This is a genomic window from Parablautia muri, assembly GCF_009917485.1.
GTDB classification, from domain to species: domain Bacteria; phylum Bacillota; class Clostridia; order Lachnospirales; family Lachnospiraceae; genus Suilimivivens; species Suilimivivens muri.
The window spans coordinates 43,376-60,042 of record NZ_QZDT01000011.1 but is presented as its reverse complement, the minus strand read 5'-3'; the positions used below and the strand labels follow the sequence as shown (position 1 = coordinate 60,042).

The 16,667-nt window shown below is 43.6% G+C and carries 13 protein-coding genes and 1 pseudogene; 13 read left to right on the top strand and 1 reads right to left on the bottom strand.

Translation table 11 applies throughout. From position 1 onward, the window contains the following. Positions 1–471: 471 nt before the first annotated feature. From D5281_RS08865 to D5281_RS08835, 7 genes and pseudogenes are all read left to right on the top strand, one after another. Positions 472–2,169 carry an SWIM zinc finger family protein gene (locus D5281_RS08865; protein ID WP_160559804.1) on the top strand — a complete coding sequence of 566 codons (1,698 nt, stop codon included), beginning with the start codon at positions 472–474 and terminating at the stop codon, positions 2,167–2,169. Between the two features lie 69 nt (positions 2,170–2,238). Beyond that, positions 2,239–3,279, top strand: coding sequence for a hypothetical protein (locus tag D5281_RS08860; RefSeq protein WP_160559803.1), 1,041 nt, complete (start codon positions 2,239–2,241; stop codon positions 3,277–3,279). 93 nt (positions 3,280–3,372) lie between these two features. Continuing rightward, a pseudogene (locus tag D5281_RS27165) lies at positions 3,373–3,462 on the top strand (SEC-C metal-binding domain-containing protein); the annotation flags it as partial. Between the two features lie 243 nt (positions 3,463–3,705). Then, a complete protein-coding gene (locus D5281_RS08850; protein WP_330584899.1) occupies positions 3,706–4,374 on the top strand; it encodes a response regulator transcription factor in 669 nt (222 codons plus the stop codon). Then, a complete protein-coding gene (locus D5281_RS08845) occupies positions 4,374–5,993 on the top strand; it encodes a sensor histidine kinase (RefSeq protein WP_160559801.1) in 1,620 nt (539 codons plus the stop codon). Before D5281_RS08850 ends, D5281_RS08845 begins: the two co-directional genes overlap by 1 nt. Before the next feature lie 41 nt (positions 5,994–6,034). Then, entirely contained in the window at positions 6,035–6,922 is an 888-nt protein-coding gene (locus D5281_RS08840) for an ATP-binding cassette domain-containing protein (protein WP_277935255.1), read from the top strand. A gap of 99 nt (positions 6,923–7,021) precedes the next feature. After that, positions 7,022–7,777 (top strand): ABC transporter permease, encoded by a 756-nt coding sequence (locus D5281_RS08835; RefSeq protein ID WP_160559800.1) that lies wholly within the window; start codon positions 7,022–7,024, stop codon positions 7,775–7,777. A 116-nt stretch (positions 7,778–7,893) separates the two neighbouring features. Here D5281_RS08835 and D5281_RS08830 read toward each other — a convergent pair whose 3' ends face one another. Beyond that, positions 7,894–8,493, bottom strand: a complete 600-nt coding sequence (locus tag D5281_RS08830) for a sugar O-acetyltransferase (protein WP_160559799.1) — start codon at positions 8,491–8,493, stop codon at positions 7,894–7,896. A 472-nt stretch (positions 8,494–8,965) separates the two neighbouring features. Here D5281_RS08830 and D5281_RS08825 point away from each other — a divergent pair, with 472 nt between their 5' ends. The 6 genes from D5281_RS08825 (at position 8,966) to D5281_RS08800 (ending at position 16,647) form a co-directional block, all read left to right on the top strand. Beyond that, entirely contained in the window at positions 8,966–10,288 is a 1,323-nt protein-coding gene (locus D5281_RS08825) for a phosphoadenosine phosphosulfate reductase (RefSeq protein ID WP_160559806.1), read from the top strand. A gap of 82 nt (positions 10,289–10,370) precedes the next feature. Next, positions 10,371–10,910, top strand: a complete 540-nt coding sequence (locus D5281_RS08820; RefSeq protein ID WP_160559798.1) for an IbrB-like domain-containing protein — start codon at positions 10,371–10,373, stop codon at positions 10,908–10,910. 76 nt (positions 10,911–10,986) lie between these two features. Continuing rightward, positions 10,987–11,817, top strand: a complete 831-nt coding sequence (locus D5281_RS08815) for a deoxyribonuclease IV (RefSeq protein ID WP_160559797.1) — start codon at positions 10,987–10,989, stop codon at positions 11,815–11,817. Positions 11,818–12,075: 258 nt separating this feature from the next. Then, positions 12,076–13,431 carry an MATE family efflux transporter gene (locus D5281_RS08810; RefSeq protein WP_160559796.1) on the top strand — a complete coding sequence of 452 codons (1,356 nt, stop codon included), beginning with the start codon at positions 12,076–12,078 and terminating at the stop codon, positions 13,429–13,431. A 281-nt stretch (positions 13,432–13,712) separates the two neighbouring features. Beyond that, positions 13,713–14,945, top strand: coding sequence for an extracellular solute-binding protein (locus D5281_RS08805; protein ID WP_160559795.1), 1,233 nt, complete (start codon positions 13,713–13,715; stop codon positions 14,943–14,945). A gap of 115 nt (positions 14,946–15,060) precedes the next feature. Then, positions 15,061–16,647: a methyl-accepting chemotaxis protein gene (locus D5281_RS08800; protein ID WP_160559794.1), complete on the top strand. Its 1,587-nt coding sequence runs from the start codon at positions 15,061–15,063 to the stop codon at positions 16,645–16,647. The last annotated feature ends 20 nt before the right edge of the window (positions 16,648–16,667 follow it).

Below are 16,667 nucleotides of genomic sequence, written 5' to 3'. Positions count from 1 at the left end.
TCGACATACAATCACCTCGTCATGTTTATACCTCCATCATAAAACATGACGATGAGTTAATCAAGTGCAAAATGGTGGTTTTGTCAATAAAATTCAGGGAATTCGGCTAAGTGTGGCGAAAATTCATCGTCACGTTTTCGAGAATCCGGGTTAAGTGGTTTGTGGGTGGAAATGAATTAAAGATTAGAAAATGTTAAATGTAGAGAGTATCATAATTCTTCACTGTGAAAATTCATAAAAAAGTTCGCAGCTGGTTGAAAAAAGAGATAAGTATATTACACTAGTATAGCGTATCCGAAGTTTCTGTGTAAATTCCCGAGAAAATGGATCGAAATGTTTACACAGAAGTTATAGATACGCTATACTAGTGTTGAAACAAATGATATGGTAAGCATGTCGCAGAGAATTATAAGCTTTTACTTAAATGCAATGGGCTGAAGAATTAGATAGCAGCGCAGAAAAGAGGGTAGAATGAACTGGCAGAAGCATTTTATGCAGCATATTTTGGATAGGGGATATGACTATTTTTGTGAAGGCGCTGTGGAAGATATGGCGTGTCAGGATAATGTAATCAGGGCAACCGTATGCGGAACGGAAGACTATGAGGTAGAAATTACCCTTGAGGATGGCGGGATAGAGGATATGTATTGTAACTGTCCTTATGCACAGGCTGGCTCTTATTGTAAGCATATGGCAGCAGTTTTATTTGAGTGGGAAAGCGGTCTGGAAGATGGGGAAAATGGAAAACAGGTCAAAGAAAATGAGGGAGATGACAGTCTGGAAAGAAAAATGGGAGAGGATGAAGAATGGGACGAGATAAAAAAGATCGTCAGTCAGGCAGATGAAACCCTGGTCAGAAATTTCCTGGCGGAGATTCTGCAAAAAGACGAAAAGCTGTTTGCAAGGTTTAAGACATCTGTCAGCCCTGAGATTTCAATAGCCGATATGAAAAGATATAAAGCCCAGGTGGATACTTCTATTCAAAAATATTTGGGCAGAGACCATTTCATATCTTACTATGAAGCATATGGTTTTATCAGGGAAATGGAAGAATATCTATATGAGGATGTGGCAATGATGATAGATGAAGGCTGCTATCTGAATGCTTTTGAGTTGACCGGCTATATATTTGTAAAGGTTGGAAACGTGGATATGGACGATTCGGACGGCGGAATGGGCATGCTGGCCGAGCATTGCAAGGAGATTTGGGAAGAAATTCTGGAATTGGCGGACGATAATGAAAAACAGGCTATATATGAATGGTTCACGAAACATTTGGACGGCTCTGTCATTGACTATATGGAAGAATACATAGAACAAGTGCTGATGGAAAACTTTAAAGAGAAGAAATTCCAGGAGTCAAAGCTTGTGTATTCAGATCAAAAAGTAAAAGAAGCAAAGCAGAATACGGACAGTACATATGAAAGATATTATGCGGAAAAATGGGCTCTGTGCCACATAAACCTGATGGAGGAAAACGGCTTTGATCCGGAAGAAGTTTTGTGGTACTGTAAGGAGAACTGGAAATACGCCGGCGTCAGGAAATTTTATATAACAAGGTGTATCGAAAAGGAACGATATGAGGAGGCCATAGAGGCCCTGAAGGAAAGCCTGCAGATAGATGCAGATATGCCGGGACTGGTCAGAGAGTTCAGCGCCAAATTAAAGGATATATATTTTGCGGCGGGAAGAAAGGAAGAATACAGGCAGCAGTTATGGAATCTGGTGACGAAGGATAATCCGGGAAATGTTGAGGAATTTAAGGAATTAAGAGGGCTCTATTCACAGGAAGAATGGGAGAGTATACGGGAAAAAATATTTGCGCAGATTCCGGCCTGCGCCCGTGTGGAACGCCTGTACAAAGAAGAAAAACTGTATGACCGACTGCTGGAGCATGTGCTTAGGGCAAGGGGGCTGTTTGTCCTGCAGGAGTACGAAAATGTCTTGATGGAAGATTATCCGGAGGAGATTTTACAAAAATATGCGGATGAAGTCAATGAGATGGCCAGACGGACGGCGGATAGAAAGCGCTATAAAGAATGGGTGGGAATCCTCCGAAGAATGCGCAGAATAAAAGGCGGAGAGGCAAAAGTGCATGAGATAACGGAGAATTGGAAAGTAATGTATGGAAACAGAAGCGCAATGATGGATGAGCTGGAAAAATTGTAAGTAAATAAGCAGGAAAGAGTTGTTAGAGATGTGTCCAAGCAAAGCTTGTGGTATGCAAGGGGTGTAAAAATGAAAATGGGACAAGATATTAGCACTAAGATGAATGCTTTACTTAAAGAGATGGGGTTAGAGGAAGAATTTAAGAAGATTACCAGTTTATTTAGCGATCTTTTTACCATTAAAGGGGAAGAAACGGAAGAACTGAAAGAGGCTTTGCACAGAGCACCGGATGACCTGATTAACTTGATATGGGAAAAAATTGAAGACGAAGCGTCTTACGAAGAAATAAGCCGCCAGCAGAAGGAGGAAAGCATTTATGAAGATATTCCGGAATATTTTAAGTTAAGATTTGAATTGATGGATATCGCCAGGCTTCAGCTTCTGATTCAAATTGCGAGTTATGAGCCTGTTGGAGGAATGGATACGGCAACCGTAATGAATGAATTTGTTCCTATGGGCTGGGCATTTGCTTTCTCGGATGATAATGGCAGTGTATCTTTTGCAGTAATGAAAGAGATTAAGGATATTATTAAGACGGTGGAGGAACCGGACGTAAAAGAGCATATGGTCTTTATGAGCGGCATACGTTATATGGTAAGGACCTGCATGGGCTTATATGGTGTGTGCACTTTGAGAGAAGTACGGAATATTTTCCTTATGAATGCGAGTGAGGATAAAAACGCGGGCAAAGAGGAAGCAGGAGATGTAGACAAAATCCTGCAGGAATTTCTTCCTTTTCTGGAAGAAGACAAGGAACTGTGGCTGGATGGAAAATATATTGTCAGTCCATATTTTAAGACGGAAAAGGAGTATCAAGAACTTCTGCGCAGACAAAAAAAGAATTACTATATACCTGACGCCGATGAAATTTTGAGCTACGGCGCAGGAAGTATGACAATTAAAAATGACGAATATAAAGCGGTATTTAGAATCTTGAACAGAGAAGTAAAGGATCGAGCTCAGACAGAGGAGATGCTTGCGGAAGTGTCAGAGTATGTAATCAGGGAAGATTGGGAGATCCCGGAGATTATGAACTGTCTGTATGATTGGGATGTGGCCTTTAGCAGTGACAGGGCGGCGGACAAGCTGGTCAGGGCGTTAAGCATATAGCTTAATGTCATCCGAAGATGGAGCGAATGCGGTCACAACAGAAAAGAGCTTTTGGGAGACAAACTGGATTTAGAGCATATTACATATATTGGCCAAAAGGAAACGGCAAAAAAGATATATCCCAATGACCCTTGCCCCTGCGGTTCCGGGAAAAAATATAAAAAATGCTGCGGCAGGAAATAATAGCGGTAAATGGAGACGGGGAAATAATCACAATTGCATAAACGGCAGGAAAACAAAGAGTGTAAAGTCCATTGTATTATCTGGATTTTACACTTTTTCTGATTAGGCGGTAAGGGCTGGCCGGTCCAGTAAATTAGATTACAGTATACAACAAGCAAGACCCATTCCCTAGTTTCACATCATCTTCATACGAAATTCATAGGGGTGTGTTAGAATGATAACATAATATTTGGAGGCGGAGAAATGAATGCAATGCAGATTTTGTTTTTGGAAGATGAGCCAACCATACGGGAGGTTCTGACAGAATACATGAAAATGCAAAGTTATGAGGTGACGGAGGCGGAGGATGGAGAGAGGGCCTTAGAACTTCTGAAAGAGCAAAGATTTGATATGGCGGTTTTGGATATTATGGTTCCCAAAGCAAGCGGTCTTGAAGTGCTCTCTTATATCAAAGAGCATCGGCCGCAGATGGCAGTCATCATGTTGACCGCTTTGGACGATGAAAAAACACAGGTGCAGGCCTTTAATCTTTATGCGGATGATTATGTGATTAAACCGGTATCCCCGATTATTCTATTAAAAAGAATGGAAACCATTCTGCGGAGGGTAAAAAGAAAGGAGCGGCAGGAGGAAAAGGGCCTGGTCATCTGCGCAGACTCCTACCAGGCGTTTTATGATGGCACTCCTTTGGAGCTTACCTTAAGCGAATTTTTACTGCTGCAGACTCTGAAAAAGGAGCCTGGAAGGGCGTTTACCCGGGAACAGCTGATTTTGCGGATTTTTAATGAGGACTATGTGGGAAATGACAGGATCATTGACGCCCACGTGAAAAATCTGCGGAAAAAACTACCGGGGAATTATATTAAGACAGTAATCGGTGTGGGGTATCAGTTTCAGGAAGGGGATTTGTAATGGGATTGTCAAAAAAAACTTTTTTATACAGTATTGTTCTTGCCACAATTATGACGGCTTTTATTGTAGGGTATTTTGTGCTTATGCTGCCGTCTTTGTATGTGGATTATGTGATGAAGCATAATCTGGAATCGGTAAAGGAGATTCAGGAGGGGTACAGGAAGGAGAGAAGCTACGATAACCTGACGGTGCGCAATCCTTCCGCGGCATTTTCACTGGAAATTCCGGATGAGGGAAGTGAAATTTATGTGGCCGGGAAATTTTTTCAAATGACAGTCAAAGTGCAGGATGAAGAATTGCAGGCAATGCTGGATACTTTTAGAAACATGCTGGAAAATATGAAATATATGGAAATGGCGGATACCGGTAAATCAGATGTATCAGAGGAAGTGTCGCAGGAGGATTTTCTCAGGCTGTGGAAACAGATAAGCGGAAAATTTTCAGAAAACAATATGATTTCGGAGAATGCTCCAATTGCCGTGCAGCTGGACAGAAGGGGAAACCAGGGGATATACCGAGAGGAATATTCTAAAATCCATATGCTCTCAGAAGACTCTTTTGTATATGAGGGCGGTGTGAGCGATGGCAATTACAGCTATACCACTTATGTTGCTATGTGCTATGATAAGAATGGCTTATTTATGACGGTTCTGCCGACAATGACGCCGCAAATGGGTGAAATCAGGCCGGTGGTGATGGAAAGCCTGCCCATGATTGCCGCGGTGATGTTTCTGCTGGTTCTGCTTTCCTCCCGGTTCTTTTCGGGAAAAATCGTTAATCCGATTATCCAGCTGGCAGGGTATGCGGAAAGCGCCAGGACATCGGATGGCCTTGAGAGAGAGGAAATTGCCTTTGAAAGTGAAGATGAAATCGGGGCTTTGGGAAATGCCCTGCAGGAGCTTTACAGAGAGCTTTCCGGGAAATATCAGGAGCTGGCAGAAAAAAATAAGGCTTTGGCGGAGGAAAATGAAAGACAGGAGGTATTTTTGCGCGCTACCTCCCACCAGCTAAAAACGCCGGTTGCGGCAGCGCTGCTATTGGTGGAGGGAATGATGAATGAGGTGGGAAAATATAAAAATGTAAAAGAGTACCTTCCTGAGGTAAAAAAGCAGCTTTTATCCATGAGGAAAATTGTGGAAGATATTTTATACCTTAATTATCATGCGGAAAATATGCAAAAGGAAACCCTGCCCATAGAGGATTTGGTTCAGGAAGCGTTAAGGGATTATCAGGTTCAGATAGAAGATAAAGGGCTGCGTGTTACTTTAAAAGGCAGCGGGAATGTTTGGGCCGACCGGGAAATGATGAAAAAGATAGTGGACAATCTTCTTTCGAATGCCGTGCAGTATACGCCCAAAGGAGAATCCATTGAGATTGAAGCCGGGGATGAGGCGCTTCGTATCAGAAATGCTGGAGTGACCATTGACAAAAAGCTAATGCCAGGAATTTTTGAGCCCTTTGTCAGCAGCGATGAAAGCAGGAAAGGAAAGGGGCTGGGGCTATATGTGGCCTCCTATTATAGCAGGCTCTCAGGGGGCAGGCTGGAAGTGGAAAATATGGAAAACAGTGTGCAGACCACATTGTCCTTTGCAAAAGCAGAACAAAGAGATGGGTTTTGACTAAGAGAGCGGTTTTATGAAGGTTAGAAAGGAAAAAGAAGATGCTGGTGACAATCAGACAGTTGGAGGTAAAATACGGCAGTCAGACAGCCCTAAGGATAGATACGCCTGTTTCTTTTGAAAAAGGAGAGCGGATTGGCATAATCGGCTCTAATGGAGCGGGAAAATCAACCTTGATCAAGGCCCTTTTGGGATTGATTCCTTACAGGGGAAGGGTGATAACAAATCTGAAGCCGGAGCAGATGGCGGTACATATGCAGTTTAATGAGTACGTGACCACTATGTCCGTAAAATATATTATGGAAACTATATTGGATACTAAAATCGCGAAAAATAAAGAATTGCAGGAACTGATTTCTTTTTTTGAATTTGAATCCTGTCTGCCTAAAAGGTTTAATGCCCTCTCGGGAGGACAGAAGCAGAAGTTCACCATTATTATGGTAATGTTTCAAAAGGCTGAGCTTACTTTTTATGATGAGGTCACATCCGGGCTGGATTTTGAGACCAGGCAAAGATTGACGGAAAAACTCTCACAGTGGTACAGGGACAAGGAAGATACATTGGTGGTGGTTTCCCATTATTATGAGGAACTGGAACAGCTTGCCAGTAAGCTCCTTATTCTGGATAAGGGAAGGGTGATCGCTTTTGGGGAAAAGCAGCGGCTTTTCCGTAAATATTGCGGGAAAGTGGTTCTTATTATGGAAAATAACGATAAGAACAGAGCATTATCGAGAAACTTTCCAACCTTAAAATCGCCGGAGCATTTGATTGCCTTATCCTGTGAAGACGAAGCCCAGGAGTGGAAAGCAATGAAGGCTCTTGCAGAAAACAATGTAAATTTCAAGAGAAGCAATTCGGATATTGAGATTATGTTTATGAATGCCAGGGAGAGATTTTATGCACAGCAGAAAGTAAGCAGTGAAAGATGAATTTATTACAGGCGAATTTATGATTGCGCATGGTGTACTTCTTATGCAGCATGTTTTGTATGCATACAATTTGCGGATTGCCGGCAAGAATGGGGGATTATGATGAAAAAATGCAGTTTATCAATGGTTTTGTACGAATTAAGAAATATCAACGGAAATCTTATGCCTCACTTTTTCGGCATTGTGTTTCCGAATCTTATGTGCCTGCTTATCGCGCAGACAGTTGGGAGTGAGATGACGGAGGAAATGCGCCGGGAGGCGGTAACGTCCATTATGCTGACAATGACATTGGTAATACCTATGGCGATTATGCTCATAGGGTACGGCGCCCTTTATGCACTGGAAATCGAAAAGGGGATTCCCTTGAGAATGCGCCTGTATGGATTTGGGGAAAAATGTGAGGTGCCGGCTAAAATAGCGGCTCATTTCATTTTGATGACGGCGGCCCTTTTGATTTTCGGAGGATTCCAGGCGGTGGTAATGAAGGTTCAAAAGCCCAGTGCTTTCGCTCTTATCTGCCTGGTGGTGTCATTGTATCTGATTGGCGGTATTTTCCTTGTGATTGCCCATGCCCTTGCTAACATTTTAAAGAAGTTCAGCCTCACATTCGGGGTGGTAATGTGTCTTTATTTTTGTATGATGATTTTAACCGGCATGATGGGAATGCGGACAGAACAGCTGCCTATGGCCCTTCAAAAGGTGGCGAGGGCCCTTCCCATGACTTATGTGAGCAATGATTTCATAGATTTCTGGCAGAGCGGCAGCTACAATTTTATGCCTTTTGTCCAGTCTTTTATTTTTATGGGAGCCATTGCAGGAATCCTGCTTTTTTTGTCCGGGATTCGGGATGGCTAAAAGGTGCGGTAACGAAAGCAGGGGTTGCGAATTATCCGTTTTATGCCAATATCCAGAGGGAGGGGGAGTGTTGTATGGCACGGCTCGAAGGTGAATTGGAGTGAAAGCTTTATTTTTCATTCTTTCTCCCCATTTAGTTTCCGAATCACACGGCATGGATTCCCTACTGCCAGGGAATGCTCCGGTATATCTTTTGTGACAACACTTCCGGCACCTATAACGCAACCGCTGCCTATGGTCACGCCGGGAAGGACGATTACGCCGCCGCCAAGCCAGCAGCCGTTTCCGATTTGTATGGGCAATGCATAAGTGCGGCAAAAATATTGCTCCGTTTCGGGATTCCAGTCGGGAGTGAGCCTTTCGGACAGTTCAATCGGGTGGGCTGCCGTATAAAGCTGTACATTTGAAGCGATCAGCACATTATCTCCAATGGTTATCTTGTTGCAATCCACAAAGGTGCAGTTCATATTGACAGAAACATTGTTTCCTATATAAATGTTCCGCCCATAGTCGCAGAGAAAGGGTAGTCCCACAGATACATTTGAACCGATTCCGCCAAACAACCGTTTTAAAATATCCGTCTTTTTTTCTTTCTGCTCATAGGCAAGCGTGTGATATTCTTTTAATAGTTCTCTCGCCCGGACCTTGAAGCCCAGAAAAATCTTGTCATGGCAATCATAATATTCTCCGGCCATACATTTTTCTAATTCATTCATAGGAATCTCCATTTCCGCCGCATCCACAGATTGGAATGCAAGTATAATTTTGTCTCATAAAAAATCAGGCACAAAGAGATAAGGGGGCCTGGTAACTGTTTTGATTATACATTGATTTAACCTGAGCTGCAACTGCCGGGGCGTGTTTGATGCAAAAATCAGTTGCTGGGAGAATCCATATCCTGCTGCGACAATTTCCACATGATAAACATAAATATAATGAGGATAGAACCGCTGGCCAATGCCGGCGGTTTTTTTGCGAAAAGAGAATTTTGAATACCATGAGCCTTGGCCTGCCGAAGTTGTTCAAACATGCGCTTTCAGATAGATATCAGTATATTTTTTCCTTCACTATGGACCAAAAGCTCCTAAAATTACCATATTTGGTTGAATTTACCAAATTTCTATGTTAAATTCACTATTAGCGGTATTTCTAAAATCTGGAAAATCTATTACTGCAGGTGATAAAATGATGGTAAGAGAATACATGGAGCAGAATGTATATGAGGCCTTACAGGACCGGCTGCATTATCTTTTTGAGGAATTTGATAATATATATGTTTCCTTTTCCGGTGGCAAGGACAGTGGGCTTTTGCTGAATCTGGTGTTGGATTATCAGAAACGGTATTGGCCCAAACGAAAGATAGGGGTCTTTCACCAGGACTTTGAGGCCCAGTACACAGTGACCACGGAATATGTGGAAAGAACCTTTGAGCGGATCAAAAATGAGATTCGCCCTTACTGGGTATGCCTTCCCATGGCGACAAGGACGGCTCTTAGCAGCTATGAGATGTATTGGTACCCCTGGGACGATACCAAGAAGGAGATTTGGGTCAGGGGAATGCCGGATAAGGATTATGTGATAAATCTTGAAAATAATCCCATGACCACTTACCGCTATAAGATGCATCAGGAAGATTTGGCCAGACAGTTTGGACGCTGGTACAGAATGTCCCACGGAAACAGGAAAACGGTGTGTCTGCTGGGCATGCGTGCGGACGAGTCTTTGCAGAGGTATAACGGGTTTGTAAATAAAAAGTATGGGTATGAAGGAAACTGTTGGATTACCAAGCAGTTTAAGGATGTCTGGTGTGCCTCCCCGCTTTATGACTGGTCATCGGCGGATGTGTGGCACGCCAATTATCTTTTTAACTATGATTACAATCATCTGTATGATCTTTATTACATGGCTGGGCTTAAGGTTTCCCAAATGCGGGTGGCCTCCCCCTTTAACGATTACTCAAAGGATGCCCTGAATCTATACAGAGTCATTGACCCGGAAATCTGGGTGAAGCTGGTAGGAAGGGTGCGGGGAGCGAATTTTGCCAATATTTATGGCCGAACGAAGGCGATGGGCTATCGGAACATCACAATGCCGGAGGGGCATACCTGGAAGTCCTATACCCTATTCTTGTTAGACACCCTTCCTGCAAGACTGCGCAACAACTACATAAAAAAATTCAAAACTTCTATAGAATTTTGGCACAAAACAGGGGGTGGACTGGACGAGGGGACGATTTTGGAGTTAGAACGGCATGGGTATAAAATCAGGCGGAACGGGGTTTCAAATTACACCGCAAGCAAAAAGACACGGGTCGTATTTGAAGGGAACATTCCGGATGATACGGACGATATTAAAACCACCAAGGATATTCCAAGCTGGAAACGGATGTGTTACTGCATATTAAAAAATGACCATCTTTGCCGGTTTATGGGATTTGGCATGAGCAAGCAGCAGAAAAAGCGCCTTGACATCATTCAAAATAAATATAGAAGTATTGAGGATATAGAGTAAAAAAAGCAAAGCTTATTTTTTACTCATACAAATTTGAGCAAGGGCTCAAATTTGAAAATACAGGCGATACGGAGGATAAAATATGGAATACAAAAGTCCGGTTTACAATGTGATTTCGGTTCCCATTGAAAAGATAAAAGCAAATACTTATAATCCTAACGCGGTGGCGCCTCCTGAAATGAAATTGCTATACGAGAGTATCAAAGAGGATGGATACACAATGCCCATTGTGTGTTATTATAGTAGGGAAAATGATATTTATGTGATTGTTGACGGCTTTCACCGTTACAGGATCATGTTAGACCATGCCGATATCTACGAGAGGGAAAAGGGAATGCTGCCGGTTTCCGTGATTCGCAAGCCCATTGACCAGCGGATGGCAAGCACCATACGTCACAACAGGGCCAGAGGGAGCCATAATGTGGATTTGATGAGCAATATTGTCAAAGAGCTCCAGGAGATGGGACGGTCAGATGCGTGGATTTCCAAACATCTTGGTATGGATCGGGACGAAATATTAAGGCTTAAGCAGATTACCGGTCTTATGACAATGTTTAAGGATGTGAAATTTGGGAAGGCATGGCAACCGGCGGAAGAAATAGATACAAAGGTGAAAGAGTAAGGCATTATTTTATGCGAAGTTTACCAATTTTGCGTAAATGCATGTGGAATACGGCAGGTGAAAGGAACAGGAGGATATGTTAACAATAGGAACCCATATGTCTATTGCGGGCGGTCTTGTAAAAATGGCTGAAAATGTGGTTAAAATGCAGGCAAACACCATGCAGATTTTCAGCCGCAATCCCAGAGGATCTGGTTACAAGATATACGATGAAGGGGAAATCATAAGATTTTGGAAAATCAGGGAAGAACATAATCTTGGCCCGGTACTTGCACATGCGCCTTATACACTAAACCTTGCAAGCGCAAAAGAAGGGGTATATGAATTTGCCTGCAGGGTCATCCGGGAAGATATTGTCAGAATGGATGCGCTGGGAATTGAAAACATTGTTTTTCATCCGGGAAGTCATACCGGAATCGGGACAGATGAAGGCATCCAAAATATAATAGCGGGATTAAACCAGGCAATCACAGGTAGGGAAAAGATTACGGTGCTTTTGGAGACTATGTCGGGAAAGGGTACGGAGATAGGCGCCAGCTTTGAGGAACTGCGCGCAATCCGTGAGGGAATGGAGCATCCCGAAAAAGTGGGAATCTGCCTGGATACCTGTCATGTTTTCTCAGCAGGTTATGATATTGTGAATGATTTGGATGGTGTTCTTGCAGAATTTGATCGTGTCCTTGGCCTTGGGCTGCTGCGGGCGATTCACCTAAATGACAGTCTGATGCCATTTGCCTCCCATAAGGACCGGCATGCCGCCATAGGGGACGGGGAGATAGGGCTTTCGGCTCTTTTGCGAGTCCTTGCGCATCCGCTGCTTGATAAGCTGCCCATTTACCTGGAAACGCCTTTGGATGATACGGGACATAAAAAGGAAATTGAGATGCTCAGGCGTAAATTAATATAGATTATGCATTGTAGGTGGCAGAGAAATATTTTATAATCAAATATATAAAGCGGCATTTGGAGGAAATTACTGTGAAAAAGCTGACGCCTAAATTTACAGGAACTGGCAGCATGGGGGATTTATATGGTTGATTTTGTGGTTGATGTGTTTGCAGAGATTGCTGATTTCATTATCAATTTTTGAGTGGACAACGTTATTGATAAGTTTGCAACACGAAATAAGTAAATTCCGAGGAAAAATAATTTTGTAGAGTTTGCTATGAAAAAGGATTTGACACAGGGTAATGTAACAGGAACGATGTTAAGATTTGCAGGTCCTATGATATTGGGAAACCTTCTCCAGCAGTGCTACAATATAGCCGATACGCTGATTGTGGGAAGATATTTAGGGCCCTCTGCCCTTGCGGCGGTGGGGAGCGCTTATACGCTTATGACTTTTTTGACTTCCATTTTAATCGGCCTATGTATGGGAAGCGGCGCGGTTTTCTCCATCTATTATGGGAAAAAAGATACTTTACAGATGAAAAAGAGCATGTTGGCTTCTTTTGTATTCATTGCGGTGGTGACAGTGGTTTTAAACGGCCTGGTTTTTGCAGGAATTCATGCCATATTGTATATTTTGCAGGTGCCGGAAAGCGTCTATCCGTTGATGTATGAGTATGTGAGGGTGATTTTCTTTGGAATCGTATTTGTATTTTTGTATAATTACTTTGCATTTCTTCTTCGTGCCCTTGGAAATTCAGTGGCGCCGTTGTGGTTTTTGGGAATTGCAACGGCCCTTAACATTGTGCTGGATGTGTTGTTTGTGGTGGAATGGAACATGGGAGTGGGAGGGGCTGCTGCGGCAACTGTGCTTGCTCAGGCCCTGTCAGGTGCGGGGATTGGCATTTACACCTGGATCAAAGAGCCGGAGCTGCATTCAGATAGGGGCGCGTTATCAATTGACCGGAAAACAGGGACAGAGATTGTGCGCAATTCTTTTGCCGCCTGTATACAGCAGTCGGTTATGAATTTCGGTATTTTGATGATACAGGGACTGGTGAACAGCTTTGGGCCGGTGGTGATGGCCGCCTTTGCGGCAGCGGTTAAGATTGATTCCTTTGCCTATATGCCCGCCCAGGAGTTTGGAAATGCCTTTTCTCTGTTTATTTCCCAAAATCACGGGGCTGGAAAGAGGGAGCGTGTCAGGGCAGGGATGCTTCGGGCAGGGGCAGTGTCTCTTGCTTTCTGTATGGTTATTTCCGCCGGTATTTTTGTGCTGGCCCCGCAGCTTATGCAGATTTTTGTGGATGCAGAGGAAAGCGCCATTATACGGACAGGAACAGAGTACCTGCGGATTGAAGGTGCGTTTTACTGCGGGATTGGGCTTTTGTTTCTTTTGTATGGCTTCTACCGGGGCGTTGAAAAGCCGGAGATGTCGCTGTTGCTTACAGTCATATCCCTTGGAACCAGAGTACTGCTTGCTTACTTGCTTTCACCCTTGCCGCAGATTGGAGTGCAGGGAATTTGGTGGGCGATTCCTGTGGGCTGGTTTTTAGCCGATGTGACGGGAATTGCGTGTATAGGCAGAATTAGCGGTTATAAGTTAAAAAAGCCAAAGGATAACGGAGATTGACTATAAAACGAAAGTGATTTTATAAAATAACATTGTTTATAAAAAGTAACGGCTGGTTACTTTTCATGGGTCAGGAATGCGCATTTACTGCGCATTCCGTGAGAACAGATTTTGGTGTGAGGGGGAGAATATCGCCCCGAATGTTACTATGAGCGGACGTGAATAGTAACAACGGCTGTGTTTGCAGGGATGTATCAGGGATGCTCCCATATTGCATGAGATTTGTCTTAATGATATAATTATCACAGAAAAACGAGAATACATAAGGAGAATAAATAGATATGGGTAAAAAAATATGGGGATTGTTCTCAGGTATTCTATGTGCCACAGCGCTTGCGGGATGCGGCTTGGCGGGGAAAACGACTTTGGAGAATACAAAGCCACAAAAAGTTGAGCTGGTCGTCTGGGGAGCTGAAGAAGATGCGGAGCTGATGAACCAGATTATCAGTAGTTTTCAGGCAAAGTACCAGGGACAGGCGGATTTTCAGATTTCATTTGAAGTGCAGGGAGAATCTCAGTGTAAAGATGTTTTGCTTGGCGGATTGGAAGATGGAGCGGATGTGTTTACCTTTGCGGACGACCAGTTAAACGCCTTAGCGGCAGCCGGAGCGGTAGATCCAATTGAGAATGCGGATGAGATCAGGGAAAGAAATCTATCGAGCACAGTGGAGGCGGCCACGGTGAACAACCAACTCTATGCATATCCATTGACCGCGGACAATGGATATTTCTTATATTATAATAAGCAATATATCTCGGAAGAACAGGCTAAAACGCTGGATGATATATTAGAAGCAGCGGCGGCAGAGGGCAAATTATTTGCCATGGACTGGTCCTCTGCGTGGTATGTGTATTCTTTCTTTGGAAACACAGGGCTTGAAGTGGGGTTAAGCGATGACGGGATTACGAACTATTGTACATGGAATCAAACGGACGGTGATATACGCGGCATAGATGTGGCCCGGGCAATGCTTCGGATTGCGGAAAGTCCGGGCTTTTCAAACCGCACGGACGAAGAATTTCTGGATGGAGTAAAAGACGGAACCGTGATTGCAGGTGTCAGCGGCGTATGGAATTCCATGGCGGTCAAGGAGGCCTGGGGGGAGAATGCAGGAGCTGCCAAGCTGCCGACTTATAGCTGTAATGGCAGTCAGGTACAGATGGCTTCTTTTTCCGGTTGTAAGCTGGTGGGCGTAAATGCCTATTCCCAATATCCAATATGGGCATCCAGACTTGCCGAATGGATTACGAATGAAGAAAACCAGCAGTTGCGTTTCATAATGCGTGGTCAGGGGCCGTCAAACATTGTGGTTGCAGATTCGGCGGAGATGGACCAATCCCCGGCAATCGCCGCTTTGCTGGAACAGTCTGAATTTTCGCAGCTGCAGCGGATTGGCGGTAACTTTTGGGATCCTGTTACAAAATTTGCCGGAAATATAGCGGAAGGGAATCCTTCGGGTCAGGACTTGCAGGAACAATTAGATGAGATGGTAGAAGGCGTTTGTGCCAGATAGATAATAGATATTGCAAAACGTAATGTTGTGGTAACAGTTCAAACCAGGATTTTGCACAAGTTTTGTAGTTATCCGGATAGTGATAGATATATGTGGAAAGGATTTGTCAACGAAAATGAAGAATAAATTCACCATACAACAACGGCTGATACTTCCCAGTATTTTTTTGGGGATTGTGGTAGTGATTTCAAATATCCTGTCGGTTTTCAGTATCAATAATGTAAATTTTAATGCTTCTAAAATCGTAGATAAATATATGGTAGGATCGGAAACACTGCAGAACATACGTCATACGACCACCAATATCCATATGTTAGCGTTATCCCATATTGTTGCAACGGATTATTATACTATGATCAATGTTGTGGCGCAGATCAAAGAAGAAGAAAATACATTGGAAGAATATTTAATAGAATATGGGAACTATGTGACGGAGGATGAAGAAGAAACTTATGCGCAGCTTTTGAAAAATTACGATTCTTTTAAACATGCGCTGGTTTATCTTGTATGTGCAAGCGCTGACAGTAAGACACAGGACGCTTATGCCTATGCAAACGGTGATGTTGCCAGCTTCGGTTCCGCCATAGCGGACAACACCAATGAGCTGTATGCGGCTGTAAGCGCAAGAACGGCCAAAGCAAGGCAGAGGCTTTTGAGCGTCTATATCATATCGCTGCTCATTGCAGTTGCGTCCGTTGTGACATGTCTGGTTTTAGTATTTGCAGCTATCCGGATTATCAAACAATATGTGATAACACCAATCAAAGGGACTGTGAATACCCTTCAGGAAAGCTCCGGCAAGCTTGACGAGGTAACAGGGGAAGTGCTGAGGCACACCCGCACATCTGGGAAAAGCGCTGAAAAACTCTCCACTCTGACAGATTCTTTGTCCATAGCAATCCAAAAAGTGGCACAGAATGCCATGAATATTAACGACAGTGTTGCCGGCATCAAAGGGGATGTCCACGATATGGCGGAGGAATGTGGCGCTATTACAAATTATTCCGCTGAGATGAAGGTACGGGCAAATGAGATGGAGGAGACGGCACAGATAAATACGGAAGTAATTGAGAAAAAGGCGGCCGATATTCTTGCGGTACTGGAAGAAGCCATCGAAAACAGTAAAAGTGTAGACCAGGTAACGAAACTGACAAAGGATATCGTTAAAATATCGTCAAAGACGAATCTGATTGCCCTGAACGCGTCTATAGAAGCTACACGGGCCGGAGAATCCGGAAAAGGTTTTTCTGTGGTTGCGGCAGAAATCAAATCCTTAGCAAATTCCTGTAGTGAAACCGCCGAACATATTCAAGAGGTTAATCAGTTTGTCACAAATGCCGTATACAATCTGTCAAAGCACTCTCAGGATTTGGCGGACTATCTAAGTGATACGATCCTGATGGAGTTTCAGGAATTTGTCTGCTCCGGAAGGCAGTATAAAGAGGATGCCGATTATGTAAAGGAAATGATTGATGCATTTAACAGCAGAATTGATCGCCTGAGAAATTCCATGACAGAAATAGCTGGTTCAATTGAAAGCATTACCAAGGCAATTGACGAGGGTGCCGGGGGCATTACCGGAGTTGCGGGCAGCACTAAGAGCCTGGTGGAGGATATGGCAGATATCACAGGCCGTATGGATACAAACCGGGAGATTGTGGAAGAACTGAAAAAACAGATGGAGGTATTCGCAGAATTTTGATGCCCGCCACAGCTTTTGGC